Raw genomic sequence first — 25,000 nt, 5'->3', positions numbered from 1 at the left:
GATGGCCCCGGAACACGGCGTGCACCGCCTCGTGCGCGTCTCGCCGTTTGACAGCAACAACCGCCGCCAGACCAGCTTCGCCAGCGTGGACGTGGTGCCGGAAGTACCGGAAGAGGAAATCGACATTCACATCCCCGATTCGGACCTGCGCCGCGACGTGTTCCGTTCGCAGGGTGCGGGCGGGCAGGGCGTGAACACCACCGACTCCGCCGTGCGCCTCACCCACCTACCGACCGGGATCGCGGTGGCCTGCCAGATCACGCGCTCGCAGATCAAGAACCACGAGCTGGCCCTGCAGATCCTCAAGCAGCGCCTGTACGACATCGAGATGAAAAAGCGTGAGGCGGAGGAACTTGCCGCCCGCGGCGCCCAGGCGAAGGTGGAGTGGGGCAGCCAGATGCGCTCCTACGTGCTGGACAAGCAGTACATCAAGGACCACCGCACCGGGATCATGAGCCACAACCCGGCCGACATCCTGGACGGCGACCTGGACGAACTGATGTGGGCGGGCCTGGAATGGATGGCCGGCAAACGCGTCGCCGACGAGGGCGGCGACGACGAGTAAGGCTGCGCCGGGGGCAGGCCCGCCTTCCCCCCCGGCGACCCACCCCGCCGCTCCGGCGGTTTCGTGACCACCTCACGGGCGGGGCGTATACCCTGGGGCATCACTGCTCTGCCCGGCCTGTTCCGTCTTCCCTTCCGCCCTTTCTTTCAGGCCGCGTCCGAGCTACTGAGCTGCACCGAGACTTGCCATGAGTGATCCCCAGTCTATCCCCGGTTACACCCTCCTGCGCCCCGTGGGCCGCGGGAACACGTCGCAGGTGTACCTGGCGTCCGACCCGGACGGTCAGCGTGTCGCCCTGAAACTTCCTCACGACAGCACCCTGCAGCATCAGGAGGCCGCGGAGCGATTCGGCAACGAGGTCCGCCTGACGCTGCAGTTGCGTCACCCGCACCTCGTGCGCGGGTACGCCGGCATGCCCTTCGGGACGCAGGCCTTCCTGTCCATGCGGTACTACCCGGGGGGTGCCCTGGACGAGCAGCTCGTGGATCTCCCGGAACGCCGGCTGCCGACCCTGGAGGCCGCGCGGGTCCTGACGGACGTTGCCTCGGCCCTGGTGTACCTGCACGAGGCGGGGGCCGTGCATCAGGACGTCAAGCCGCAGAACGTGTACGTGGACGGCGGCCGCGCCGCACTGGGCGACCTGGGCAGCACCTACTTCACGTCGCAGGGCGGCAAGGTCAGCGGCAGCCCGTACTACATGGCGCCCGAGATCTACCACGGTGAGTCCAGCAGCAGTGCCAGCGACGTGTACAGCCTGGGCATCATGATGTATGAGCTGCTGACCGGCGCGCGGCCCTTTCAGGGCAGCACGTACGAGGAGCTGATGGTCTCGCACCTCACGCGCTTCCCGCAGCCGCTGTCGCACCTGAGCCCGGAGATTCCGCGTTCCGTGGCCCGCTTGGCTGAGCAGGCCCTCGCCAAACGTGCCGTGGACCGGCCCGCGGCTGCCACGCTGCACCAGGCGCTACAGGCCTTCATAGGTGAGACCCCGCCTGAACCGGAGGGCCCGATGCCCGCGGCACCCAGTAAGGCGATGGGCCGGCACGCCCCCGCCCCGCCCCGCACCCCGGAGAACGCGAAGGGCCCGGCCGCGCCGGAGGGCCGCAGCTGGAACCCGTTCAAACGCCGAAAGTAATGCCCTTACAAGAAGCGGCCCGACCATGGACTGGTCGGGCCGCCTTCTTCTGCCTGGGTTACAGCACCAGAACGATGGGTTTTTCCAGGGTGTCGGCGATCATTCCGAGGAACTGCGCGGCCTGCGCGGTGTCGGCGTTGCCGTTGAAGCTCAGGGTGGCCTGCCCGTTCGCCTCGCGGCCCACGCTGAGGGTCGCGGTGTGCGGGTAGTGCAGGTCATCCAGGCCGTAGTGCCCGGCGTCCACGATCAGCAGGTCCGGGGTGCCGTCGAACGCCGCGCCCAGGTTGCCCACGTAGTCGCGGAAGGCGCCGCCGGGCAGGCTCAGGGCCTGGCTGCGGGCGTGGTCGTGCAGGGCCACGCCGTTCAGGCCCAGGGTCCCGGCGTGGCGCTGCGCGGCGCGGGCGACCAGCTGGGTCAGGGTGACGTCACGGTCGAGCGCCTCGGTGAGCTGCGCGACCAGCGTGGCGGCGGGCTGCACGTTCACCTGACGGCGCAGGTACGTGCCGAACCAGACCGCATCACCCTGCGGCTGCGCGGCCACGGCGGGCGCCAGGGGAGCCGGAACGAAGGGTGCCTCGGGTTCGGGGGTGGGCTCGGTGACGTCCGCGACCGGGGCCGGGCTGACCTCGGCTTCGGGGGCGGGCTGCTCGGCCACGACCGGTTCCGGCATGACGGCCGTCTGCGGCTCGGGCTCCACGGCGACGGGTTCCTCGACAACCGGTTCGGCCACGGCCACGGGAGCCACTTCGGCCACCGGGGCGGGCGTGAACGCGGGGGTACTCACCTGGATGCGGGGCGGCTCCACGACAGCCGGGGCCGCTTCGGCCACCACGGGCGCGGGGGCGGGTTCCGGGGTGACGGGGGGCGCCGGGGGGTCCTTGTGGTACAGGCGGGAGAGCAGGCTGCCCAGCCCGGCCGCGGCGGTCGCCGGTGCGGCGGCAGGTTCGGGCGTGACGGGCGCCGGCACGGGGTCCGGGGTGACCGGGAGCACGGGGGCCGCGGCCGCAGGGGCAGGGGTCACCGGCGCGGGGGCGCTGACCGGCTCGTCGTCCAGCTCGAAGTCCTCTTCCTCCAGGCGGGTGGGCGTGGCGGCGGGCACGTTGGGGGCGCTGCTGGCGGCCGGGCGGGTCTGGGTGACGAAGGTGGCGATGTCCTCTTCCACGCCGGCGCCCTTGAGCATGTTGGCGTCGAACATGCCGCCGCCGGGGATGTCCTCGCCGTTCCAGTCGGGCGGCGGGGCGTCCACGGGGGTGGAGGGCGGGTCTTCCTCGCCGGTCATGACGCGGGACAGGTAGTTGAGGATGTCCTGTTCGACGATCATGCCGCCCTCGCCGGTGCCGCTCAGTTTCTCCCAGTCAATTCCGTTCGCTTCTGCCAGGATCTTGGCGAGCGGTGCAATGCGTTCCATTCCATCTCCCCCTTTGTGAGCTGATACTCAGTGTACTTGGTGATGCTGCCCCGGTCACCGCCGGAATGCCGCCCGGGCCCTCAGGTGGCCCGCGGCCCCCTGCGCGCCGCCACGGGGAACCGCGCCGGGCCGGGCGGTCGGCCCGGGGCGGCAATGGGTGGGGCTTTCATCATTCGCTCAGGGTGGCGTGCCGGGCCTGACAGCGTTCTTTCAGGGCGCGGGGGCGCCCGGAACGCCGGGGTGCGGTGCTACCCTGCGGGGAGTCGCGCCGCCCTGGGCCCGCACCCGCCCCGCCAGGGCCGTGCCGGAGCTGCCGGGCGCGCCCCAGAACCCCAGGAGTCCAGATGCTGATATTCGACGAGATGCAGTCGCGTGGTCACGAGGCCGTGACCCTGATCCAACATGCACCCAGCGGCCTGCATGCCGTCCTGGCCGTTCACTCCACCGTGTTGGGCCCCGCCATCGCGGGCGTGCGCCTGTTCGAGCAGGACGAGACGATCGCCCTGAAAGGCGCCCTGGCCCTCTCGGAGAGCCTGACGCTGAAGGCCGCGCTGGCCGGACTGAACTACGGCGGGGGTGCGTGCGTGGTCATGATGCCGGAGTCCGGCGTGGACGACCCGCACGCCCGTGAGGCGCTGTTCCGGGCGCTGGGCCGGCAGGTGCGTCCCCTGGAGTCGCGGGTGGTCCTCACCGAGGACATCGGCGTGGGCCCCTCGGACATCGGGTTTCTCGCGCAGGAGACGCCGGGCACGCTGGGCATGCACACCGACACCAGCGCCATCACGGCGTACGGCGTGTACCGCGGCATCAAGGCCAGCGCCCGCTACGCGCTGGGCAGCGAGAGCATGCGCGGGGTGCGCGTGGCGATCCTGGGCGTGGGGGCGGTCGGCCGGGCGCTGGCCGGGCACCTGCACCGCGAGGGCGCCAAACTCACCCTGGCGGACGTCCGCCCCGAACGGGCCCAGGCGCTCGCGGAGGAACTGGACGGCAGCGCGGTCGTGCCGTGCAGCGAGATCCTGGACCTGCCGTGCGACGTGCTGGCCCCCTGCGGGTACGGGCACAGCATCAAGTCCGCGGACGTGACGCGGCTGCAGTGCCGCCTGATCGCCGGCGGGGAGCACCACCCCCTGACCCGCAACGGGGAGGCGGCCGTGAAGGAGGCGGGGATCATCTACATCCCGGATTACGCGATCAACGCGGCCGGGCTGATCGCCGCAGCCACCGGCGCGGACGCCCCGCAGGCGGCCGAGCAGGTGTACACCACGGTGAGCCGGATCGTGGCGGCCGCCGAGACGTACATGAAAGCGCCGCACGTGGTGGCGCGCCGCATGGCCGAGCGGCGCATCGACCTGATCGGCAGCCTGGGGCGCGCGTGAGCGGCGACCAGGGCCGGGGCGGGCACGACTTGCCACGCGAGGGCCTGACCGGGCACAGCGGCCCCTTCGTGATCGGCGTGGCGGGCGGGTCCGGCAGTGGCAAGACGACCGTTACCCGGCGCGTGATCGAGACGGTCGGCGGGAGCGGCGTGGCGGTCCTGAACCAGGACAACTACTACCGCGACCAGTCCGGCATTCCCTTCGACGCGCGCCTGAGCACCAACTACGACCACCCGGCGGCGTTCGACTGGCCGCTGCTGCGCGAGCACCTGGACGCCCTGCTGTCCGGCGTGCCGATCGGGATGCCGGAATACGACTTCACGCAGCACACCCGCAGCGACCGCACGACCACCGTGCTGCCCGCGGGCGTGGTGGTGCTGGAGGGCTTCTTCGCGCTGTACGACGAGACCCTGCGCGACCGCATGAACCTGAAGGTCTTCGTGGACGCCGACGCGGACGTGCGCTTCATCCGCCGCCTGCTGCGCGACACGCAGGAACGCGGCCGCACGCCGGACAGCGTGATTCACCAGTACCTGGAGTTCGTGCGGCCCATGCACCTGAGTTTCGTGGAACCCACCAAACGCTACGCGGACGTGATCATCCCCCACGGCGGCATGAACGAGCCCGCACTGGACATGCTGGCCGCCCGCATCCGCGCGACCGTCTGAGCCCGCAGCCCGCCCCTGCACCTTTGGGCGGACGCGCGCCGGGTCCCGGCCGCCTAGCGTGCCGGGGTGAACTGCCGCGCCGCCTCCCGACTGGTCCCTGTCTCACTCCCCGGGCCGGTCCCGAGGCAGGGCTCTGCGTTTAGGATGAACGGGTGAGCGTTTCCCGCCCGTCCCCCGCGGACCCTGACCTGACCCTGCCCCCCAACGGCCTGCCCGCCCCCACCCGCCACCGCCTGCAACCGCTGCTGCTGGGGGTGCTGGCCCTGAGCGCCGTGCCGGCCGCGCTGCTGGCCGCCGACCGGGTGGCCTTCGAGAACAGCGAGAAGACCGTGGCGCTGGTCATGGACTACCCCGCCCTGGCCGCGCAGGCCAAGGAAACCGGGCAGACCCCGGAGACGCTGCTCGCGCACTACCGCTCGCTGGGCGTGAACGGCGTCGCGGTGTACGAGGACGTGGTCGGGTCGGCCGTGCAGAAGGGCCGGGCGCTGCTGCTCAGCGGCGCGGACCTCAAGTCCCGCAACCCGGACCTGCCGGGCATCGACCCGCAGAAGACGTACCTGCGGTCCATCGAGGCCGGCACCGTGGAGGACCTCGCCAGACGCTTCAACTTCCAGGCGTTGATCGAGGAGCGCACCATCGGCGGGCAGACCTGGTACGAGTGGCCGATCGACCCGCGGTTCCTGCCGGCCGGGCCCGACACGGCGCTCATCGACAGCCTGAAGTCCCAGGGCTACGTGACCCTGTACCGTCCCTACGACGACCAGCGGGTCCTGAACGTCGGGGCGGACTGGCCGGACGTGCCGTTCATCGCGTTCAACGGCACCGAGGTGATCGGCGCCCGCGACCCCGAGCAACTGCAGGCCATCCGGGAGAAGCTCGGCAACCGCGTGCCCGCCCTGATCGAGGGGTCCAGGCAGACCGGCCTGAACGACCTGATCCGGGGCCGCACAGCCGCGCGCATGTTCAGCCTGAACGCCACCTGGCAGGGCCGCCTGAGCCCCGAGGAGGTCGCCAGCAAGTACGCCCTGGCCGCGCGGGAGCGCACGCAGCGGCTGCTGTACCTGCGGCCCTTCCCCACGCAGGCGGAGACGGACGCGTTCCTCACCCGCCTGGGCGGGCAGCTGGACCGCGCCGGCATCGAGGTCGGCACGCCCGAAATCCGCAACTACGATCCCAGCAGCCTGCTGCGCGCCCTGAGCCTGCTGGGGCCGCTGGCGGCGCTGCTGCTGCTGGGCCTGAGCTACCCGCTGCCGCGCGTGGGCCTGCTCGTGGCGGGCCTGGCGGGCCTGGGGGCGCTGGCCCTGAACGGCCTGCAGCCTTTCCCGGCCTTCGCGCTGATCGCCGCGATCACCTTCCCGGCGCTGGGCATCGTGCTGCGCCGCGCGCGGATCACCGACTGGTTCATCGCCACCGGCCTGAGCCTGCTGGGCGTGCTGTTCGTGTCCGCGCTGGGCGCCAGCCGCGACAGCATGCTGGGTCTCGACCCCTTCCGCGGAGTGGGCCTCACGCTGCTGGCCCCCCTGGGCTTGGTGCTGCTGAGCTTCCTGCCCCGCCAGGACATCCGGCGGACCGCGCAGGACCTCTTCCGTCGGCCGTTCTCCACCGGGGATCTCCTGATCCTGGGGCTGGCCGGCGCGGCCTTCGCGGTGGCGTTCCTGCGGCGCGGGAACACGTCCAGCGTCGGCGTGAGCAACACCGAGGCGAAGATCCGTCAGGACCTGCAGGACGCCATCATCCGCCCGCGCTTCAAGGAGGTGCTGGGGCACCCGCTGCTGCTGGTGGGCCTGTCGGGCGTGCTGCCCGGCTACCTGGGCGCGCTGGGCCTGCTGGGCGGCGTGATGGGACAGGCCAGCATCCTGAATACCTTCAGCCACTTCCACACGCCCCTGCTGATCAGCGCCACCCGGGCCTTCATCGGGCTGGGCGTGGGTCTGGTGGTGGGCCTGATCGCGGTGGAGGTCCTGAAGTGGCTGATCCGCACCTGGAACACCTACGGCGGCTGGAACGGCGGGCAGGCCCCGCGGGAGCTGAACTGACATGGCGGCCGTAAAACGCGTGACGGTCAGCGGCTACTACGGCTTCGGAAACACCGGGGACGAGGCCATCGCCCTGGCGATCAGCCGGGAACTGCAGGCGCGGGGCGTGCAGCCCCTGCTGCTTTCCAACGACCCGGCCGGCACCACCCGCGAGTGCGGCTGCCACAGTGCCGCGCGGATGCAGCCTCTGGCACTGCTGCGCGCCGTCGCCGGCGCCCAGGCGCTGTTCTCCGGCGGGGGCGGCCTGCTGCAGGACAAGACGAGCGGCCGCACCCTGGCCTACTACCTGGCCGTCATCGCCCTCGCCAAGCGGCTGGGCAAGCGCGTCGTGGTCTTCAACCAGAGCGTGGGGCCCCTCTCCCCGGCCGGCGGGGAAAAGGTGAAGCGCGCCCTGGCCGGCGTGAAGGTGATCGTGCGGGACCAGGGCAGCGTGGACACCCTGCGCAAGCTCGGCGTTCCGGCACAACTCGGCGGCGACCCGGCCCTGCTGCTCACGCCCACCCCCGGCCTCACGCCCGACCCGAACGTGGTTGTGCTCGCCCCGCGCGGCGACGTCACGGACGCCACCGCCACCCTGGCCGAGGTGACCCGCGCCCTGCGCGCCGAGGGCCGCACCGTGATCGCCCTGAGTTTCATGCCGGAACAGGACGACGCGGCCGCCCACAGCCTGGGCGCCGACCGCGTCCTGAGCACCCGGGACCCGCAGACGGCCCTGGACGCCATCGCCGGGGCGGGCTTCGTCGTGGGCGTGCGCCTGCACGCCGTAATCCTGGCCGCGGCGGCCGGCGTGCCGTTCGCCGGGATCGCCTACGACCCGAAGGTGCAAGGCTTCTGCGCCGACGCGGGCGCCCCCACGCACCCCACGTTCTTCGACGCGCCTGCCCTGAGTGCGCAGGTGCTGCAGCGCACTGCGCCCGACTGGACGGCCGTGCAGGCCATGAAAGCCCGCGCCCGCGACAGCTTCGACTGGGCTCTCGGGGACTGAGCAGGAAGGACGGGCGCCTCAGGGTCTAGAGCTCTGAGGCGCCCGTCCCTTTAAGGCAGATGTCTGCTATCGAGACCCGGCAACACCGTGCCTGACTCATCCGAGAACTTTGTCCAGCCCCATAGAGGATCTGTGCGGCCCGTCGGTCGTCTATCGCAGGGGCAGGTGCAGCTCGAAGCGGCCGGGTTGCCGGACAAAGCCCAGGCGGTCGTTCACGGCGATCATGGGGGCGTTGCGGCTGTGGTTGTTGGTGCGCATGGTGCGCAGCCCGGCCTCCTGGGCGCGGCGGATGGCGTGGAGTTTCATGGGCAGGGCCAGGCCGCGTCCGCGCGCCTGAGGGTGCACGGCGGTGAATTCGTTGTACGCCATGTCGCGGTAGTGGACCAGGGCGCTGATGCCGAGGAGTGTGCCGTCCGGAGCGAGGGCCTGCACCAGCCATTCCGGGCGCGGGTCGCGGTCCAGGTGCAGGGTTTCGCGGACCTGCGCGAGGGGCCAGCGGGGGTGGCCGGCGAGGTCCGGGGTGTCCGGGAGGCGGTCCGCGACGAAGTTCAGGTAGCGGTCCAGCGCGGCCTCGTCGGCGCCGGCGAGGTCGGTGATGGTGACGCCCTGCTCGGTCACGCGGTCCAGGCGGGGCTGGAAGGGGCCGGGGTCGAAGGTGCGCAGGTCCAGTTCGGAGGTGAAGCGGTGCGCGGCGTGCACGAACCCGCGCGCCTGCGCCCAGCGGAGGCTGTCCGGGGCGGCGTCGCTCACGTCCGCCTGGAGGCCGGCCGCGCCGGTCTCGCGGGCGGTGGCCAGCAGCCGGGCGGCCAGCGCGGCGCCGCGGCCCTGGCGGCGGGCGGCCGGGTGCACGAGCACCTGGGCGTGCAGGTAGCCGGGCGGGGCGAAGGCCCACTCGTACAGGGCGGCGGTGCCCACCACGCTTCCGTCCTGTTCGGTCACCCAGCGGCAGTGGAGGCGGTCCGGGGGGCGGCGGGTTTCGTCCGCCTGCCAGGCGTCCAGGGTGGTGTGCCGGTTCAGGACGCGGTTGGTCAGGCCCACCCAGGCGGGCGCGTCTGTGGGCTGGAAGGGGCGGACGGTCATGCGGGGGGCTCCGTGGGCCGGCGGGCGTCGAGGATCAGGGACACGAAGCCGGGGGGGCCGCGGCCCTGCCGGGCGGCCTCGTTGCGGTGGTCGAGGGCCAGGGAGCGGTAGATGGGGCCGGTCTGCGGGTCCCAGCGGTGCGCGTGGAACTGTCCGGTGTCGTCGCAGTACTCCAGGAGCTCGACCTCGAAGCCGGCCTCCTGGAAGACGGCGGTGAGCCGGCGGTGGTCGTACACGACCTTGTGGTCGGCGGCGGGGTGGTCGGCCGGGCCGGGGCCGCCGACCTGCACGGTCCGCTGGTACTCCGGGTCGGGGAAGTTCGCGTCGGGGACGGCGACGCGCAGCCACCCGCCGGGGGTCAGGTAGCGGAAGCACAGACGGGCGGCGGCGCGGCCTTCTTCCTCGGTGAGGTGTTCCCAGACGTGTTCGCACAGCAGCGCGTCGGCGCGGCGGTCCCCGAACCAGCGCGCGAAGGATTCAGGGTCCAGCAGGTTCAGGTCGGCTTTCTGGGTGGGCGTCCAGCCGTCCCACTGCTGCTCGCCGGCGCCGATGCTCACCTGGAGGGGTGAGGGCGTCACTCCACGACCTTGAGCTGCTGCCGGATGGCGCCCAGGTGGTAGGTGACGTGCGCGACACCGCCGCTGAGGCCGCCGGTCAGGTCGCCGGTGACGGGCTGGTCCTTCTGGCTGCGGGCGAAGGTGACGAGAGCCTCGTAGGCGGACCGGACCCGGGCGCGCAGCTCGGTCCATTCGTTGTCGCTGACCTGCGCGGGGTGGAAGCTGCCTTTCCAGTCGAAGGGGCCGCGCTGGCCGTCGCGTTCCCAGGCGACGATCACCTCCATGTGGAAGGCGGTGTGCCGCGCCTGTCCGGCGACGCTGGTGCCGTGCACGTCCTGGCTGGCCTGCGCGGCGCTGAGGCCGTCCACGGTGGCGAGCAGGCCGTGATTGCCGCTGCCGTCAGCCCTGGTGCCGTCGAGGAACGAGGTGGGCTGGCCGGGCGTGCCGCCTTCCACCGCTTCTTTCAGGATGTCGAGGATGCCGTCGATCGGGTGCTGCGGCTCGGCCGTGCCGGGGGTATCGGTCATGCCCCAGGGTACGGGACGGGCTTCCCGGGGGCATCGGCCGGGCAGCTCTGGTCATGGGGGGCGGAGTCTGGTAGTGTGGTGAGTTGCGCTGCCCGGCGAGGCCCGACCCTGCCAGTGGACGCGTCAAGGAGGTGAATCATGAACCAGTACGACCTGAACCTGATCCTGAACCCCAACCTCAGCGGCGAGCAGCTCCAGACCGAAAAGGAGTACATCGAGAACGCCCTGAAGACGGCCGGTGCCGAGATCACGAACCTGGACGACGTCGGCAACCGCCGCCTCGCCTACCAGGTGGGCAAGGACCGCGAGGGCTACTACCTGATGTACACCATCAAGGCCGGTGGCAACCCTGAAAAGGACATCGCGAGCAGCCTGCGCCTGCGTGACCACGTGCGCCGCGTCCTGGTGGTCAAGGACCGCCCGGAGTGGAAGACCAAGAAGGCCTGAGGCCCCGTTTGCCGGGACCGCACCTTTACGGTATTGACGTAACGAGCCGCAGCTTGTTATACTCCGGTCAACCTGCAAAGGCCAACGCAAGCAAGCAAGCACCCCCAGTACGAGTCCCCGGACTCAATCGCCAGCAACAAAGGAGCACCCAGTCATGGCCAGAGGCATGAACCACGTCTACCTGATCGGCGCACTCGCCCGCGACCCCGAACTGCGCTACACCCCCAGCGGCACCGCCGTGTTCGAAGCCACCATCGCCGGTGAAGACCACGTGATCGGCAACGACGGACGCGAGCGCAAACTCCCCTGGTACCACCGCGTCTCCATTCTCGGCAAACCCGCCGAGTGGCAGGCCGAACGCAACCTCAAAGGCGGCGACGCCGTGATGGTCGAAGGCAGCCTGGAGTACAGCCAGTGGGAAGCCCCGGAAGGTGGCAAACGCAGCATGGTGCGCGTCAAGGCGCTGCGCATGGAGCAGCTCGGCTACGCCCCTGAACTCGTGCAGGACGCCGGAGGCGGCGTGCGCATGGGCAGTGGCATGAACGAGGTCATCCTGATCGGGAACGTGACCCGCGACCCCGAACTGCGCTACACCCCCGCCGGTGACGCCGTGCTCGGACTCGGCCTGGCCGTGAACGAGACCTGGAACGACCGCCAGGGCCAGCGCCAGGAAAAAACCCACTGGATCGACGTGACCCTGTGGCGTGACCTGGCCGAAGCGCACAAGGACCTGAAAAAAGGCGACCCCGTCGTCGTGCAGGGCCGGCTCGTGAACGAGGCGTGGACCGACCGCGAAGGCAACAAGCGCAACAGCACCAAAGTAGAAGCGACGAGAGTCGAAAGCCTGTCCCGAGGCGCCGCTCCCGGACAATCCGGGTACGCTGCCTCCCCCGCCGCGCCCCGTCAGACCACGGGCAGCACGGCGCGCCCGCAGGGTAACTCCGGTTACCAGCAGCGGGCGACCACCGGGAACCGTTCGGGCGGCTTAGATATTGACCAAGGTCTCGACGACTTCCCACCCGAGGAAGAAGACCTGCCCTTCTGAGCCCTGACTTCAGGACCAGCAGGCGCGCAGGCACGAGGAATTCTCCATGACCCAAGGCAACAACGCCGAGCGCAAGCCGCGCGGCAAGGGACCCAAGCGTCCCCGCAAGCCCAAGGTTGATCCGTTCTCCATCGGAGAACTGGAAATCACCGACTACAAAGACGTGAAAATGCTCCGCCGCTTCATCAGCGACACGGGCAAGATCCTCCCCCGCCGCCGCACGGGCCTCTCGACCAAGCACCAGCGCCGCATCGCGCAGACCATTAAGGTCGCGCGCCAGCTCGCCCTGCTGCCCTACACCGAGAAGCTCGTCCGGAAATAAGGAGAATTGACATGCAAGTGATTCTTCTTGAACCCGGCAAGCTCGGCAAGACCGGCGACGTCGTGAACGTCAAAGACGGCTACGCCCGCAACTGGCTGATCCCCCAGGGCATCGCCACCCCCGCCACCACCAGCAACATGCGCACGCTGGAAGCCCAGATCCGCAGCCGCCAGAAGATCCAGGCCAAGGAAAAAGCCGAAGCCGAGGACCTGGCCAGCCGCCTGAACGGCGTCGCCGTGGAACTCAGCGTCCGCGCCGGCGAAGGCAAGATCTACGGCGCGGTGACCAACGCCGACGTGGCCGGCAGCCTGGACAAGCTGGGCTTCGACGTGGACAAGCGCCGCATCGAGATGCCGAAAACCGTCAAGGAAATTGGCGAGTACGACATCTCCTACCGCGCCCACCCCGAAGTCACCATCCCCATGAAGCTCGTCGTTCACGCCCAGAAGTAAGAGCAGAACGAACGCGACGGACCCCGCCCCCGAGGCGGGGTTTTTCCTTTCCGGCCCCCGGCACCCCGCGCCCGGCGGTCCGGGCGGGCACTCCTGTCAGAATCCTGTGATTTGCCGCTAGACTGCAAGGCGAACGACAACCGCAGGCCATCGTCCCGCCGGGAGCCGTTCGATTTCACACCGTGTTTTTCAGGCGGCGCCCGCCGGTCGGGGGCCGCCGTGTATAAACCGAAAGGAGCTGAATCATGGAATGGCTTTTCGTGATTATTGCGCTCCTGGCGGGGTTGGTCGGGGGTTTCTTCGGAGGGCAGTCCAGCGGGCGCCGCGCGCGCACGCAGATCGACGACCGCCTGCAACAGGAAGCCCGAGCGGAAGCAGAGCGCATCCGGGCGCAGGCAGAACATGACGCCCGCGCCATGCGTGAGCAGGCGGACCAGGCCAGACAGGAGTCAGGCAGACAGACCGAGGAAGCAACCCGCAGACTTCAGGACGCCGAACGCCGCATCCAGGACGCCGACCGGCGCCTTCAGGACGCGGCCGAACGCGAAACGCAGGTCGCCGCGCAGAGCGCGCAGCTGAGCAGCCAGGCCGAGCACATCGCCAGTCTGCGCCAGCAGCTGGAAACCGAACGAGAACAGTCCCGCCACGAGGCCGCGCAGACCCGCGAGGCGCTCTCCGCCGACCGGAAGGAAACCCGCCGGGAACGCGACGAACTCACCCGCGAGATCGAACGCCTCAACCGCCGCGCCGAACAGCTCGACGCGCGCGGCGACAAGCTCGACGCGCTGGAAGAACGGCTGGAACAGGGTCACCGCCAGCTCGCCGCGCACGAGGCCGAGGTCGCCGAGCGGCTGCGGCAGGTGGACCTGAAACTCTACGAGGTCGCCCAGCTCTCCCCGGAGGTCGCGCGCGAGCAGATCCTCGGGAAACTGGACGCTGAACTGGAAGAGGAAAAGGCCATCCGCGTGAAGGCCATGCACGAGCGCGCCACCGCCGACGCGAAGAAATCCGCGCGGCACATCATCGCGCAGGCCATCCAGCGCAGCGCTTCTGAAACCAGCGCCCAGCTGAGCGTGTCGGTCGTGCCGATCCCCAGCGACGCCATGAAAGGCCGCCTGATCGGCCGCGAGGGCCGCAACATCCGCGCCTTCGAGGCGCTGACCGGCGTGGACCTGATCATCGACGACACGCCCGAAGCGGTGATCCTCAGCAGCTTCAACCCCGTCCGCCGCGAGGTCGCCCGGCACGTCCTGGACGCCCTGGTCGCCGACGGCCGCATCCACCCCACCCGCATCGAGGAGATGGTCCACAAGGCCCAGGACGAGATGAAGGCCTTCATTCACGCCCAGGGCGAGGAGGCCGCCATCGAATCCGGCGTGGTGGGCCTCAAGCCCGGGCTGGTGCAGCTGCTGGGCCGCATGTACTTCCGCACCAGCTACGGCCAGAACGTCCTGAAGCACAGCATCCAGGTCGCCCACCTGACCGGCATCATGGCCGACGAACTCGGTCTGGACGCCGGCATGGCCCGCCGCGCCGGCCTGATGCACGACGTCGGCAAGAGCATCGACCGCGAGATCGACGGCACCCACGTCGAGATCGGCATCAACCTCGCCAAACGCTTCGGGGAACCCGCCGAGGTCATCGACGCGATCGCCCACCACCATGACCCGGAAAACGGCGAGACGCTGTACAGCGTGCTCGTCGCTGCCGCCGACGCCATCAGCGCCGCCCGGCCCGGCGCGCGGCGCGAGGAACTCGAATCGTACGTGCGGCGCCTTGAGCAGCTGGAACAGATCGCCGTGTCGTTCCCCGGCGTGCAGCAGGCCTACGCTATCCAGGCCGGGCGCGAGGTGCGCGTGATCGTGCAACCCGAAAAGGTCACGGACGCCCAGGCGACCCTGCTCGCCCGCGACATCGCCGGGCGCGTCGAACAGGACATGGAGTACCCCGGCCAGGTGCAGGTCACCGTGGTCCGCGAGAGCCGTGCCGTGGAAGTCGCCCGGTAAAACCCTATCAATGGCAGAGCGGCGAAGGGGCAGCCCTTCGCCGCTCCTCTATTCAGCCGGGACCGTAGCGGCACAGAAAAGAATGTGCTGGAGGGCCAGTCTCCGCTCCATGCATGCGATTGACAGGCCCTGCATACCGCGCTATATTTTTCCTATCACCGCCGAAGAGGGCGGCTTTTTTATTGTCCCGTCAATTCTGCCGCGTCAGGACGCGCCTTCCAGAACCTGCAGGGCCGAGCGGGCCGTGGTCAGTTCCCGCTCAGCCGGGCGGCCCGGCGCGGCCAGCGGGGTCAGGCGCGCCACGTCCCGCTGCACCTGCTCCAGCAGCAGCGGAGACCGGCCGCGCAGGAGCAGTGGTCCGTAGCGCAGCGCGGCCTCCAAGGGCAGCCCCGCGTACGCCGGGTCCAGCCCTGGCCGCCGTTCCAGGCGCAGCACCGGATACGCCCAGTACCCCGCCGCCATCCGCTCGGCCGTCAGGTGGTACCCGCTCGCCCGTGCCCACATCCGCAGGGGCAGTGGCGAGTCGTTCGGCTGAAGAACCAGCGCGCCCGGGAGCTTCTCCCCCGCCCGTTCCAGCACCCCCAGGATCGTGGCGGCCCCCATCCCGGTCAGGCTGGCACTGTCCACCTCGCCCGCATCCAGGGGATCAAAGCCGTTTCCCTCCCGCACCTCCACGCGCGCTCCCAGGCCGGACCGCGCCACGCTGGCCCGCGCGTGCCCCAGCGGCCCCGGGTTCACCTCCACCACCACGCACCGCTCCGCCCGGCCCTCCTGCACCACGCGGATGGGCAGATGTGCGTGATCCGACCCGATATCCGCATGCACCTCCGCCCGGATCAGCGCCAGCACTGCCTCCAGCCGGGCGTCCAGCACCGGCCAGACCGCCCTCACCGCGGCCACGTCACAGGGCCCGCACCCGGTCGCCGGCGCGGACCACGCCGCCCTGAACCACCCGGGCCGTGATGCCCCCATGCCCCCGCACGGCGTTGTACCCCCCGGGTCCGAAGTTCTCTTCCATGCGCGAGCATGGGTGGCAGTCGCCGGTGCCCTCCAGGATCACGTCCCCCACCTGGAAGCGGCGGTCCTTCAAAGCCTGCACGGAGATCCCGGACACCAGCAGATTGCGCCGCAGCAGGTCCGGTGTGACCTCCGCCACGTCCCGGCCCAGCAGCGCGGCGATCACCGGCAGGTGCTCCGCCTGAATCAGCGTCACCTGCCGCTTCCCACGCCCGCCCGACTCCGGCCGGACCGGAGGGCCTCCCTCCGCGGGCAGCACCTCACCCGCATCCCCGGTCAGGGCCGTCAGGCGGGGCGGCGCGAGCTTCCCCTTGTCCCCTATCACGCCCACGAGTGGGTGAATCTCGACCTCCAGCACGCTCTGCATCGGCCCGCGCCGCACGCCGCGCAGCCCGATCCACTCCAGGCTCCCCGACCGGGGAAACGTCGAACGCAGGTCAGACACCGTCTTCATAGGACTCACTCTAAATCGGCAGGATGTGCCGGGACCGGAGGGCAACGCTTTCCCGGTGTGCGTGGATCACCTGATCCACTTGGGACATCGTGTGGGTGCCCAACAAGGCTTTCCGGTACTGTAACCGCCCTGCCACCGCTGGCAGGTCATAGCACCAGTACTGCGCCATGAGCGGGTTGATCCACAGTTCGGAATCGCCCGTCCGGTCCGTGGCATGAATGTTGCCGTACTCACCGAGGATGGCCCCGAGAATGGACGCGTTTACGATGCTGACGTGCCGCGGCATCTGCTTGAATACGGCCTCACATGCCTCCCGGTACTTCTGCACGGGCCCCATATCGGGCGTCAGACTGAAAGCCCCCAGGAACCCGCCTGCGCGCGCAATCTCAGCGGTCGCTTCCAGGACGTTCCAGTGACTGACACCATGAAACGCGTCAATTCCGAAGCCCAGGCTCACCATGAACGACCTCACGCCATTCAATTCGTTCACAGCCGTCAGGCTCACGGCGTCCTCGTGCGGCGTGCCCAGATCAGCCTCATCGCCACGCATCAGAGCGTCCGTTCCCCCATCCACCAGAATGACCGTATCCGCCGCCAGTTGCTGGACCAGGGCGCGGTAGCTGCCCAGAAGAGGCTGCACTCCCGTCTTCTCGAAGGCGAACACGCGCGCCGGCTCTCCCACGGCGTCCAACCAGCGGGCCAGGTGAAGCTCAGGGAAGTATGTGCGCCCATGGGGTGGAAGATCAGGTGTCACAAGTAGCAGGGATGGCGTGAGCGGCCGAGGGTCCAGGGGATGAAAGGACGTGAAGGACAGGTTGGCCAGAGTGACCTCCACGCCCTGTTCCCGCAGCGCAAAGTACAGCGGCAGCCCGCAGAACACGTCGAACCCGCCGCCCATTCCAGCAAGCAGCACCCGCTTCGAGTCTCCCAGAGCCTGGAAGAAAGGTGGCTGGAGCGACGAAATCATGCCGGATTCTATCGTCTGAACCGGCAGCGTCCGGCGGTTTTCCGGTCTGCTATTCTCCGCGGCATGAGGCGTCCGACCCGACGTGCGTATCCGCCCTGCCGCCAGGGTGGGGTCGCGTCGTGACCTGAATTTCAACCTGAAGGCGGCGTATTCGTAAGTCACGAGTACGCCGCCTTCCCTATTGAGGTGCATATGACGAACGTGGAAACGGAAATTCGCCGGAACGTGCCGGTCGCCGAGCAGCTGGAGGTCCTGAAACGGGGCGTGGTGGACCTGGTGTCCGAGGCGGACCTGAGACGCAAGCTGGAGAAGGGCGCGCCCCTGCGCGTGAAGCTGGGCGCCGACCCGACGCGCCCGGACCTGCACCTGGGGCACGCGGTGATCCTGCGCAAGATGCGGCAGTTCCAGGACCTGGGGCACAAGGTGATCATGCTGATCGGGGATTTCACCGCCACGATCGGTGACCCGACCGGGAAGAGCAAGACCCGGCCGCCGCTGAGCCTGGAGGAGGCGCGGGCGAACGCGCAGAGTTACCTGGAGCAGTGCCGGCTGATCCTGCGGCAGGAGCCCGAGGTGCTGGAGATCCGGTACAACAGTGAGTGGCTGGAGCAGATGGGGTACAAGGACATCATCGGCCTGACCGCGAAGTACACGGTGGCGCGCATCCTGGAACGGGACGATTTCACCAAGCGGCTTCAGGCGGGCACGCCGGTCAGCATGCACGAGCTGCTGTACCCGCTCACGCAGGGGTACGACAGCGTGGCCCTGAATGCGGACGTGGAGCTGGGCGGCACGGACCAGCTGTTCAACAACCTGGTCGGGCGGGCCCTGCAGAAGGATTACGGGCAGGAGCCGCAGGTGGTGCTGACGCTGCCGCTGCTGGTGGGGCTGGACGGCGTGGAGAAGATGTCCAAGAGCCTGGACAACTACATCGGCCTGACGGACGAGCCGCACGTCATGTTCGCGAAGCTGATGAAGGTGCCTGACCCGCTGCTGGAGAACTACTTCACGCTGCTGACCGACCTGCCCGGCGAGCGTATGGCGGAGCTGCTGGCGGTGCATCCGGTCGCGGCGCACCGGGAACTGGCCCGCGAGGTGGTCGCATGGTTCCACCCGGGCGCGGACCTGGACAGCGCGGAGGCCCGCTTTCGGTCGGTGGCGAAGGGCGGCATTCCCGAGAACCTGCCCACTGTGAGCGTGGCCGCTGCCGAGCTGGACGACAGTGTGGACCCGGGGCGGATCAGCATGGCGAAGCTGGTGGTGCTGGCGGGCCTGGAGCCCAGCAACGGCGCGGCCCGGAAGCTGATTCAGAACCGGGGTCTGAAGGTGCACGGCGAGCCGTACGTGGACCCACAGGGGCAGGTGCAGCGCACGGACCTGGAGAAGGAGGGGGGTCTGGTCCTGCAGAAAGGCAAGGATAAGTTCGCCCGCCTTGTCCTGAGCAGCTGAGAAACCCTGTTTCCATCGGTCTTCACGGAGTCTTGACAATTGAACGAACTTCTTGGATCTGAACGGACCGGCCCGGGAAGTTATACACAGGGAATTGTGGAAAGTGTCTGAACGAAAAACCGTGTGCTGGTGGCGGCGAGACAGATGCCACCAAACAGGTTATCCACAGGCAGGATGTGGAAATCGTCGTCGCTGTGGATAAAAACCTGACTGTCCCATCACGAGACGTCAGACCAGAAGTTCTCATCTGTCGGTGAATTGCGGCCACAGGAAACCGCCGCTGAACCCCACCTCGGGGTCAGCGGCGGTCCTGCATGACCAGGGCTTAGAGGTAGGTGACCTGCTGGCTGCTGTCCTCGCGCAGGCGTTCCACACGCAGCATGTTCGTGGTACCACGCACGCCAAACGGCACACCGGCCGTGATCACGTACCGGTCGCCAATGTCCGCCAGGCGGCTCTTCTTCAGTTCATCGTTGGCGATGCGCACCATGTCGTCGGTGTTGTGCGGGTCCTCGCTGAGCATGGGCACCACGCCCCACAGCAGGGTCATCTGGTTGCGCACCTGCTCGTTCGGGGTGAGGGCCAGGATCGCCAGCGGCGGGCGGTTCTTGCTGACACGCACGGCCGCGCCGCCTGTGCTGGTGAAGGTCACGATGGCCGACGCCTCCAGCTTCTCCCCGATGTGGCAGGCGGAGTGCGCGATGGCGTCCTGGGCCAGTTCGGCGTCCAGCAGCAGCTGGCGCTGCATCAGCGCGTAATGTTCGCTGGCCTCGGCTTCCCGAGCGATGCGGTCCATCATGGCGACCGCCTCGATCGGGTACTGCCCGGACGCGGACTCGGCGGAAAGCATCACGGCGTCGGTGCCGTCGTAGATGGCGTTCGCCACGTCCGAGGCCTCGGCGCGGGTGGGGCGGGGCAGGTTGATCATGCTTTCCAGCATCTGCGTGGCGGTGATCACGGGTTTCCCGGCCTCGCGGCACATGCGGATGATGGTCTTCTGGATGGTGGGCACCTGCTCGGGGCGCATCTCGACGCCCAGGTCGCCGCGGGCGACCATCACGCCGTCCACTTCCTTCAGAATGTCGGTGAAACGCTCGACCGCCTGGGGTTTCTCGATCTTAGCCATCAGCTTGGCGCGGGAGCCGTGCCGGGCGAGGTAGTGGCGGGCGAGCAGCAGGTCGTCGCGGCTGCGCACGAAGCTGAGCGCCACCCAGTCCACGCCGAGCTGCGCGCCGAACTCCATGTCGGAGACGTCCTTGTCGGACAGGGCGGGAACGCTCAGGTCCGCGTCGGGCACGTTGATGCCCTTGTTGTTCTTCAGGACGCCGCCGATCAGCACGGTCGTCTGGATGTCCCGGCCGGAGACGTGGTCCACGCGCAGGGCCATGTTGCCGTCGTCGAGCAGTAGGGTCATGCCGGGCTGCACGTCGTCCGCGAGGGCCTTGTAGGTGGTGCCCACGCGGGTCTCGTCGCCCTCGACGTCGTCCATGGTGATCACGAACTTGTCGCCGCCGTTCAGAGTGACCTGCCCGTCGCGGAAGCGTGCCACGCGGATCTTGGGGCCCTGAAGGTCCTGCAGGATGCCCACGCTGACGCCTTTTTTCGCGGCGATGTCGCGGATCATCTGCACGGTCTGGCGGTGGTCGTCCTGGCTGCCGTGGCTGAAGTTCAGGCGGGCGACGTTCATGCCGGCGTCGATCATGCGACCCAGGGTTTCCGGGTCGCGGCTGGCGGGGCCGATGGTGGCGACGATCTTGGTCGCCCGGTCAAAGTGTTTCATGCTGTCCTCGCTTGTGGAACCACTTCCACGCTCTCAGTGACGCGGCGGCCAGCCCGAACCCTCCCGCTGGCCGCCCAGGTCACCTGACTTACCTCAGGGCCTTGCGGCCCAGGTACACGGCCCGGTCTCCCAACTGATCCTCGATGCGCAGCAGCTGGTTGTACTTCGCGATGCGGTCACTGCGGCTGGCGCTGCCGGTCTTGATCTGCCCGGCGTTGGTGGCGACCGCCAGATCCGCGATGAAGGCGTCCTCGGACTCCCCGCTGCGGTGGCTGATCACGGTGCCGTACCGGTTGCGCTTGGCGAGCTCGATGGCGTCCATGCTCTCCGTCAGGCTGCCGATCTGGTTCACCTTCACCAGAATGGCGTTCCCGACGCTGCGGTCGATGCCCTGCTGCAGGCGCTCGGGGTTCGTCACGAACAGGTCGTCCCCGACCAGTTGCACGCGGTCCCCGATGCGCGCCGTCAGCTGCGCCCAGCCGTCCCAGTCATCCTCGGCCAGGCCGTCCTCGATGCTCACGATCGGGTAGCGGCTGGCCCAGTCGGCCCAGAAGTCCACCATCTCGGCGGTGGAGAGGACCTTGCCCTCCCCCTCCAGATGGTACTGGCCGTCCTTGAACAGCTCGGTCACGGCGGGGTCCAGGGCGATGGCGATGTCCTTGCCCGGCTCGTAGCCGGCCTTCTGGATGGCTTCCAGCAGCACTTCCAGCGCTTCCTCGTTGCTCTTCAGGTCCGGCGCGAAGCCGCCCTCGTCGCCCACGTTCGTGTTGTACCCGCGGCCCTGCAGGACCTTTTTCAGGGTGTGGAAGGTCTCGGCGCCGTACCGCAGCGCCTCGCGGAAGGTCGGGGCGCCCACGGGCATCACCATGAACTCCTGGAAGTCCACGCTGTTGTCGGCATGCGCGCCGCCGTTGATGACGTTCATCATGGGGACCGGGAGGGTCTTGGCGTTGCTGCCGCCCAGGTAGCGGTACAGGGGCACGTTCAGTTCCTCGGCCGCGGCACGGGCGGCGGCGAGACTCACGGCGAGGATGGCGTTGCCGCCCATGTTGCCCTTGTTGGGGGTGCCGTCCACGTCCATGAGCGCCTGGTCCAGCGCGGCCTGCTCGCTGGCGTCCAGGCCGATGATGGCCGGGCCCAGGGCCTCGTTCACGTTCTGCACGGCCTTCAGGACACCCTTGCCCAGGTAGCGGCCGGCGTCGCCGTCGCGGAGTTCCAGGGTTTCGTGCGCGCCGGTGCTGGCACCGCTGGGCACGATGGCGCGGCCCACGTACCCGCTGTCGAGGTGCACTTCGGCTTCCACGGTGGGGTTTCCGCGCGAGTCCAGCACTTCACGGCCGATGACTTTTTCAATGTTCATGACGGACCTCCTGACAAGCCACCGCCCTCCCACGTGAGGAGGGATCGGTGCAACAGGCCCACTATACGCGCCGGCCGGTCAGCCACACGTCCGGAAGTGTACCCGGTACACATACCCTGCGGGGGACACCACACAACCCGCAGCACCACGCAGGTTATCCACAGTTTTTATCCACAGGCACCGAGTCTGTGGATAAATTTCCCGCCCAGGACGACAGAGAGTTGAATCGAACGAGGAATCTTCCATCCTGGACAATGTCTGTTGCAGCTTTTTCACAGGCAATCTGACCATTCAGTGTCAGGAAAGGCATTTCTCTTCCTTAACAGCCTTGCCGGCCTCTCCTGCAAAAGTTATCCCCAGATTTTATCCACAGGCAGAATTTTTGTGGAAAACTCTGCTAAGAAACAATTCGGGCTGTCACCCGGTCAAAAAGAGAGGACGGGGCCAACCCATCAATGCCCCGTCCCGCCTCTCAAGAGCCTCTTAAACGCGCAGCGTGACCATCACCGCCATGTACCCCCCGCCGCCCGCCGCACGGAAGATGGCGGGCGTTGTGGAGCCACTGAAGAGAAGTTCCGCCTCTCCCTCGATGGGACCCAGCGCATCAAGGACGTGCCGGGCATTAAAGGCAAGGCTCATGGCAGGTTCGCTTCCCCCCTGCGTGACGTTCAGCGTGTCCTGGGCGCGGCCGTAGTCTCCTTCCGCAGCGAGTCTCAGCGTGCCTTCCGACACCAGAAACTCCACGCGGTTGTTCGCGTTCTTGTCGGCCAGGACGGCCACGCGGTTCACGGCCTCCTTCAGCGCAGTGGCCGGCAGGGTGACCTGAAGCTTGATGTCCTTGGGGATCACGCGCTCGTAATCGGGGAAGTCGCCGTCCAGCAGTTTCATGTTCATGCGCACGCGGTCCGTGGTCACACTGAGCATGCCGTCGCCGTACGTGAAGCGGGCCTCGCCGTCCTTGAGCACGCGGATCAGTTCGTCCGCACTGCGGGCCGGCACGATCAGGTTCCGGCCGTCCCCGCTGGCCGGGAAGTCGCGGATGGCGACGCGGTACCCGTCGCTGGCGACCACGCGGGCTGAGCCGGTATCGCTGTGGTGTTCCAGCTTGATGCCCCGGAACACCGCCTGGAAGGCTTCGTTGCTGGCCGCGTACCGCACGCTGGAGAAGGCCCGGGCGAGCTCCTCGGCGTTCAGGCTCACGTCGGCGTGACCAGGGAAGGTCAGGGGCGGGTAGGCGTCGATGTCGCCGGTCTGGAGTTTGAAATCACTGCCGCCCGACCGCACCGAGAGTTCCTGCCCGGTAATTTCCAGTTCCACGAGTTCGCCGCCCAGGTTCCGGACAATCTGGGCGAACAGGTGTGCGGGAACCACGAAGTTCTGCGGCTGCTGGACTTCTGCCGGCACGAAGCAGGACAGGTCGATTTCCAGGTTGGTGCCGGACAGCGTGAGGCCCGCCTCGGTCGCCTCGACTTTCAGGGACGTGAGGAGGGGGTTGCTGCTGCGGCTGGGAATGACGCGTTCAAGGAGACCGAGGCCATCGCTGAGGGTTTTCTTGGTAACGTTTGCTTTCATCTGATGCCTGCCTTTTCTCGGGTGGTTGAGGTAGATCTGGCCTGACCCTTCCGGATGCCTATCTCTTATCTGTCTTTATAAATAAATAAAAAGAGTAGTAGTAGTAATAGGGCCTGTGGAAACTGTGGAAAACTATGTTTTTCATCGTATCAGACGTTCTTTTGCCTGTGGATGAAATTGTGGATAAGTGGGGGGTTGCCTGTGGAAAGCCTGTGGACAACTGGGTCACTTATCCACAGGTGAGAGAGAATCTCACTTATCCACACACTTATCCACAGAATTTCAGGGGGTTATCCACAGGTTATCCACAGGGTTATCCACAGTAAGTGAATTCTGGCACAGGGATTTGGAACGGAAATTGGAACTCTTCTGCCTGGCGTTGGGAATGACGGGGATCATCAGTCGCCGCCCTCCCCATCGTCCATCCCCTTCATCTTGCGGCGCAGCAGTTCCACCGAGGCCGTCAGCTCCGAGTCCTTCCCAAGCGCCTCCGAGACCTTGTTGATGGCGTGCATCACCGTGCTGTGGTCCCGCCCGAAAAACTGCCCGATCTCCGGCAGGCTGTGATCCGTCAGGTCCCGGATCAGGTACTGCGCCACCTGCCGCGGCACCACCACCTCCCGCACCCGGCCCGACCCGCGAATCACGTCCGGCGGCATGTTGTAGTGCGACGCCACCTGCCGCAGCACGTCCATCATCTCCACCTTCACTTCCTGCGGCGCAAACACGTTGCTCAGCGCCTTGGCCGCGATCGCCCGCGAGAACGGCACGTTGTTCAGGCTGGAGAACGCCACCACCCGCATCAGGGCACCTTCCAGTTCCCGGATGTTCGTGGTGACCTGCCGCGCGATCAGTTCCAGCACCTCCTGCGGAATGTCGATGCGGTTGTGCTCGGCGTTCATCTTCAGGATCGCCACGCGCGTCTCGAACTCCGGCGACTGGATGTCCGTGATCAGGCCCCACTCGAAGCGGCTGCGCAGCCGGCCCTCGAGTGTCTGGATGTCCTTGGGGGGGCGGTCGGAGCTCAGGATGATCTGCTTGTGGTTCTCGTACAGCGCGTTGAAGGTATGGAAGAACTCCTCCTGCGTGCGCTCCTTGCCGGCCAGGAACTGGATGTCGTCCACGAGCAGCAGGTCCACGCTGCGGTACCGGTTCCGGAACTGAGTGGTCCGGTCGTCGCGGATCGCGTTGATCAGCTCGTTCGTGAAGGACTCGGTGGACACGTACTCGATGCGTTTTTCCGGGAAGCGCTCGGCGATGTAGTGCCCGACCGCATGCATCAGGTGGGTTTTCCCCAGGCCCACGTCCCCGTAGATGAAGAGGGGATTGTACGCCTTACCGGGAGACTCTGCGACCGCCAGGGCCGCCGCGTGCGCGAGGTTGTTGTTCGGGCCCACCACGAAGTTCTCGAAGGTGTACTTCGGGTTCAGGCTCTTGCGGTTCTCGCCGGGCACAATCAGCGGCGCCGCCGGGCGCGCCGGGTTACCGGGCGGGGGGGGCGGCGGGTCGTTCGGGAGCAGCAGGGCGTCCTGCGCGGCGGGCAGCACCTGGAAGCTCACCTGCGGGTGCTCGGCACCCAGGCTGCGCAGCGCGTCCTCCAGCAGTTCTAGGTAGTGCTTTCGGAACCATTCCTGCGCGAAGGAATTCCGCACGCCCAGCACCAGCGATCCTTCCTGCACGCCCAGGTTCTTCACCGGGGCGAACCAGGTGTGGTACTCCACTTCCGAGATGTTTTTGCGGACGTAACCCAGCACGTCCGCCCAGATTTCCTGCGAGATAAGCGCGCACCCCC

At 68.1% G+C, this 25,000-nt stretch carries 23 protein-coding genes (1 of these 23 cut by a window edge); 12 read left to right on the top strand and 11 right to left on the bottom strand.

The window, feature by feature from the left end; all coding sequences use genetic code 11:
* The gene (prfB, locus tag DFI_RS00120) for a peptide chain release factor 2 (RefSeq protein ID WP_118375807.1) occupies positions 1-565 on the top strand (it extends 531 nt beyond the left edge of the window). Within the gene, positions 1-565 belong to an annotated coding region that runs on past the window's edge; the region does not span the whole gene.
* A 187-nt stretch (positions 566-752) separates the two neighbouring features.
* Positions 753-1,700 (top strand): serine/threonine-protein kinase, encoded by a 948-nt coding sequence (locus tag DFI_RS00115; protein ID WP_027464154.1) that lies wholly within the window; start codon positions 753-755, stop codon positions 1,698-1,700.
* A 58-nt stretch (positions 1,701-1,758) separates the two neighbouring features.
* Here the strand turns inward: DFI_RS00115 and DFI_RS00110 are convergent, their stop codons facing one another.
* Complete coding sequence (locus tag DFI_RS00110; protein WP_027464155.1) at positions 1,759-3,108, bottom strand: E3 binding domain-containing protein; 1,350 nt, start codon at positions 3,106-3,108, stop codon at positions 1,759-1,761.
* A 344-nt stretch (positions 3,109-3,452) separates the two neighbouring features.
* On the opposite strand from DFI_RS00110, the gene DFI_RS00105 reads away from it, so the two are divergent.
* The 4 genes from DFI_RS00105 to csaB all read left to right on the top strand — a co-directional run bounded on the left by DFI_RS00105 (position 3,453) and on the right by csaB (position 8,173).
* A complete protein-coding gene (locus DFI_RS00105) occupies positions 3,453-4,484 on the top strand; it encodes a Glu/Leu/Phe/Val dehydrogenase family protein (protein ID WP_027464156.1) in 1,032 nt (343 codons plus the stop codon).
* Between the two features lie 44 nt (positions 4,485-4,528).
* Complete coding sequence (udk, locus tag DFI_RS00100) at positions 4,529-5,152, top strand: uridine kinase (protein ID WP_027464157.1); 624 nt, start codon at positions 4,529-4,531, stop codon at positions 5,150-5,152.
* A gap of 152 nt (positions 5,153-5,304) precedes the next feature.
* The gene (locus DFI_RS00095) at positions 5,305-7,188 is read left to right on the top strand and encodes a DUF5693 family protein (protein WP_244940282.1); all 1,884 of its coding nucleotides are present in this window, start codon (positions 5,305-5,307) and stop codon (positions 7,186-7,188) included.
* A gap of 1 nt (position 7,189) precedes the next feature.
* On the top strand, positions 7,190-8,173 hold the full coding sequence (gene csaB, locus DFI_RS00090) for a polysaccharide pyruvyl transferase CsaB (protein ID WP_027464158.1): 984 nt from the start codon (positions 7,190-7,192) through the stop codon (positions 8,171-8,173).
* A 150-nt stretch (positions 8,174-8,323) separates the two neighbouring features.
* Here csaB and DFI_RS00085 read toward each other — a convergent pair whose 3' ends face one another.
* From DFI_RS00085 to DFI_RS00075, 3 genes are read right to left on the bottom strand one after another with little or no spacing between them, the layout of a single operon-like run.
* Positions 8,324-9,253: a GNAT family N-acetyltransferase gene (locus tag DFI_RS00085; protein ID WP_027464159.1), complete on the bottom strand. Its 930-nt coding sequence runs from the start codon at positions 9,251-9,253 to the stop codon at positions 8,324-8,326.
* Positions 9,250-9,831, bottom strand: coding sequence for a class I SAM-dependent methyltransferase (locus DFI_RS00080; RefSeq protein ID WP_027464160.1), 582 nt, complete (start codon positions 9,829-9,831; stop codon positions 9,250-9,252). The genes DFI_RS00085 and DFI_RS00080 overlap by 4 nt, the downstream gene beginning before the upstream one ends.
* Positions 9,828-10,337, bottom strand: coding sequence for a DinB family protein (locus DFI_RS00075; RefSeq protein ID WP_027464161.1), 510 nt, complete (start codon positions 10,335-10,337; stop codon positions 9,828-9,830). Before DFI_RS00075 ends, DFI_RS00080 begins: the two co-directional genes overlap by 4 nt.
* A gap of 138 nt (positions 10,338-10,475) precedes the next feature.
* Between DFI_RS00075 and rpsF the strand changes: the two genes are divergently transcribed.
* The 5 genes from rpsF to rny all read left to right on the top strand — a co-directional run bounded on the left by rpsF (position 10,476) and on the right by rny (position 14,609).
* Positions 10,476-10,784 (top strand): 30S ribosomal protein S6, encoded by a 309-nt coding sequence (gene rpsF, locus DFI_RS00070; protein WP_022800737.1) that lies wholly within the window; start codon positions 10,476-10,478, stop codon positions 10,782-10,784.
* Positions 10,785-10,938: 154 nt separating this feature from the next.
* Positions 10,939-11,829, top strand: coding sequence for a single-stranded DNA-binding protein (locus tag DFI_RS00060; RefSeq protein WP_027464162.1), 891 nt, complete (start codon positions 10,939-10,941; stop codon positions 11,827-11,829).
* Positions 11,830-11,875: 46 nt separating this feature from the next.
* Positions 11,876-12,151, top strand: coding sequence for a 30S ribosomal protein S18 (gene rpsR, locus DFI_RS00055; protein WP_022800738.1), 276 nt, complete (start codon positions 11,876-11,878; stop codon positions 12,149-12,151).
* Between the two features lie 11 nt (positions 12,152-12,162).
* Positions 12,163-12,603 (top strand): 50S ribosomal protein L9, encoded by a 441-nt coding sequence (gene rplI / locus DFI_RS00050; RefSeq protein WP_022800739.1) that lies wholly within the window; start codon positions 12,163-12,165, stop codon positions 12,601-12,603.
* Positions 12,604-12,848: 245 nt separating this feature from the next.
* Positions 12,849-14,609, top strand: a complete 1,761-nt coding sequence (gene rny, locus DFI_RS00045) for a ribonuclease Y (protein WP_027464163.1) — start codon at positions 12,849-12,851, stop codon at positions 14,607-14,609.
* 204 nt (positions 14,610-14,813) lie between these two features.
* Here the strand turns inward: rny and DFI_RS00040 are convergent, their stop codons facing one another.
* From DFI_RS00040 to DFI_RS00030, 3 genes are read right to left on the bottom strand one after another with little or no spacing between them, the layout of a single operon-like run.
* Entirely contained in the window at positions 14,814-15,500 is a 687-nt protein-coding gene (locus DFI_RS00040; RefSeq protein WP_244940281.1) for a tRNA (adenine(22)-N(1))-methyltransferase TrmK, read from the bottom strand.
* 10 nt (positions 15,501-15,510) lie between these two features.
* A complete protein-coding gene (locus DFI_RS00035) occupies positions 15,511-16,080 on the bottom strand; it encodes an MOSC domain-containing protein (RefSeq protein ID WP_027464165.1) in 570 nt (189 codons plus the stop codon).
* Positions 16,081-16,090: 10 nt separating this feature from the next.
* Positions 16,091-17,047 carry a DUF1152 domain-containing protein gene (locus DFI_RS00030; protein ID WP_027464166.1) on the bottom strand — a complete coding sequence of 319 codons (957 nt, stop codon included), beginning with the start codon at positions 17,045-17,047 and terminating at the stop codon, positions 16,091-16,093.
* Positions 17,048-17,239: 192 nt separating this feature from the next.
* Between DFI_RS00030 and tyrS the strand changes: the two genes are divergently transcribed.
* On the top strand, positions 17,240-18,496 hold the full coding sequence (gene tyrS / locus DFI_RS00025; protein WP_027464167.1) for a tyrosine--tRNA ligase: 1,257 nt from the start codon (positions 17,240-17,242) through the stop codon (positions 18,494-18,496).
* 325 nt (positions 18,497-18,821) lie between these two features.
* Here tyrS and pyk read toward each other — a convergent pair whose 3' ends face one another.
* The 4 genes from pyk to dnaA all read right to left on the bottom strand — a co-directional run bounded on the left by pyk (position 18,822) and on the right by dnaA (position 24,962).
* The gene (gene pyk / locus DFI_RS00020; RefSeq protein WP_022800745.1) at positions 18,822-20,276 is read right to left on the bottom strand and encodes a pyruvate kinase; all 1,455 of its coding nucleotides are present in this window, start codon (positions 20,274-20,276) and stop codon (positions 18,822-18,824) included.
* 88 nt (positions 20,277-20,364) lie between these two features.
* Positions 20,365-21,636, bottom strand: coding sequence for a phosphopyruvate hydratase (eno, locus tag DFI_RS00015; RefSeq protein ID WP_022800746.1), 1,272 nt, complete (start codon positions 21,634-21,636; stop codon positions 20,365-20,367).
* A 483-nt stretch (positions 21,637-22,119) separates the two neighbouring features.
* Positions 22,120-23,208 (bottom strand): DNA polymerase III subunit beta, encoded by a 1,089-nt coding sequence (gene dnaN / locus DFI_RS00010; RefSeq protein ID WP_022800747.1) that lies wholly within the window; start codon positions 23,206-23,208, stop codon positions 22,120-22,122.
* Between the two features lie 398 nt (positions 23,209-23,606).
* The gene (gene dnaA / locus DFI_RS00005; protein WP_022800748.1) at positions 23,607-24,962 is read right to left on the bottom strand and encodes a chromosomal replication initiator protein DnaA; all 1,356 of its coding nucleotides are present in this window, start codon (positions 24,960-24,962) and stop codon (positions 23,607-23,609) included.
* Positions 24,963-25,000 lie beyond the last annotated feature (38 nt).

It is taken from the genome of Deinococcus ficus (assembly GCF_003444775.1).
GTDB classification, from domain to species: Bacteria; Deinococcota; Deinococci; order Deinococcales; family Deinococcaceae; genus Deinococcus; species Deinococcus ficus.
This window is presented reverse-complemented; position numbering and strand designations above follow the sequence as displayed.

Bases quoted from the DNA above. Each gene is read 5' to 3' on its own strand.
- eno (WP_022800746.1), bottom strand. From the start codon at position 21,636: ATGAACATTGAAAAAGTCATCGGCCGTGAAGTGCTGGACTCGCGCGGA.
- pyk (WP_022800745.1), bottom strand. From the start codon at position 20,276: ATGAAACACTTTGACCGGGCGACCAAGATCGTCGCCACCATCGGCCCC.
- DFI_RS00030 (WP_027464166.1), bottom strand. From the start codon at position 17,047: ATGATTTCGTCGCTCCAGCCACCTTTCTTCCAGGCTCTGGGAGACTCG.
- DFI_RS00035 (WP_027464165.1), bottom strand. From the start codon at position 16,080: ATGAAGACGGTGTCTGACCTGCGTTCGACGTTTCCCCGGTCGGGGAGC.
- rny (WP_027464163.1), top strand. From the start codon at position 12,849: ATGGAATGGCTTTTCGTGATTATTGCGCTCCTGGCGGGGTTGGTCGGG.
- csaB (WP_027464158.1), top strand. From the start codon at position 7,190: ATGGCGGCCGTAAAACGCGTGACGGTCAGCGGCTACTACGGCTTCGGA.
- tyrS (WP_027464167.1), top strand. From the start codon at position 17,240: ATGACGAACGTGGAAACGGAAATTCGCCGGAACGTGCCGGTCGCCGAG.
- rpsR (WP_022800738.1), top strand. From the start codon at position 11,876: ATGACCCAAGGCAACAACGCCGAGCGCAAGCCGCGCGGCAAGGGACCC.
- dnaN (WP_022800747.1), bottom strand. From the start codon at position 23,208: ATGAAAGCAAACGTTACCAAGAAAACCCTCAGCGATGGCCTCGGTCTC.
- DFI_RS00105 (WP_027464156.1), top strand. From the start codon at position 3,453: ATGCTGATATTCGACGAGATGCAGTCGCGTGGTCACGAGGCCGTGACC.
- rpsF (WP_022800737.1), top strand. From the start codon at position 10,476: ATGAACCAGTACGACCTGAACCTGATCCTGAACCCCAACCTCAGCGGC.
- DFI_RS00115 (WP_027464154.1), top strand. From the start codon at position 753: ATGAGTGATCCCCAGTCTATCCCCGGTTACACCCTCCTGCGCCCCGTG.
- DFI_RS00060 (WP_027464162.1), top strand. From the start codon at position 10,939: ATGGCCAGAGGCATGAACCACGTCTACCTGATCGGCGCACTCGCCCGC.
- DFI_RS00085 (WP_027464159.1), bottom strand. From the start codon at position 9,253: ATGACCGTCCGCCCCTTCCAGCCCACAGACGCGCCCGCCTGGGTGGGC.
- DFI_RS00075 (WP_027464161.1), bottom strand. From the start codon at position 10,337: ATGACCGATACCCCCGGCACGGCCGAGCCGCAGCACCCGATCGACGGC.
- DFI_RS00110 (WP_027464155.1), bottom strand. From the start codon at position 3,108: ATGGAACGCATTGCACCGCTCGCCAAGATCCTGGCAGAAGCGAACGGA.
- rplI (WP_022800739.1), top strand. From the start codon at position 12,163: ATGCAAGTGATTCTTCTTGAACCCGGCAAGCTCGGCAAGACCGGCGAC.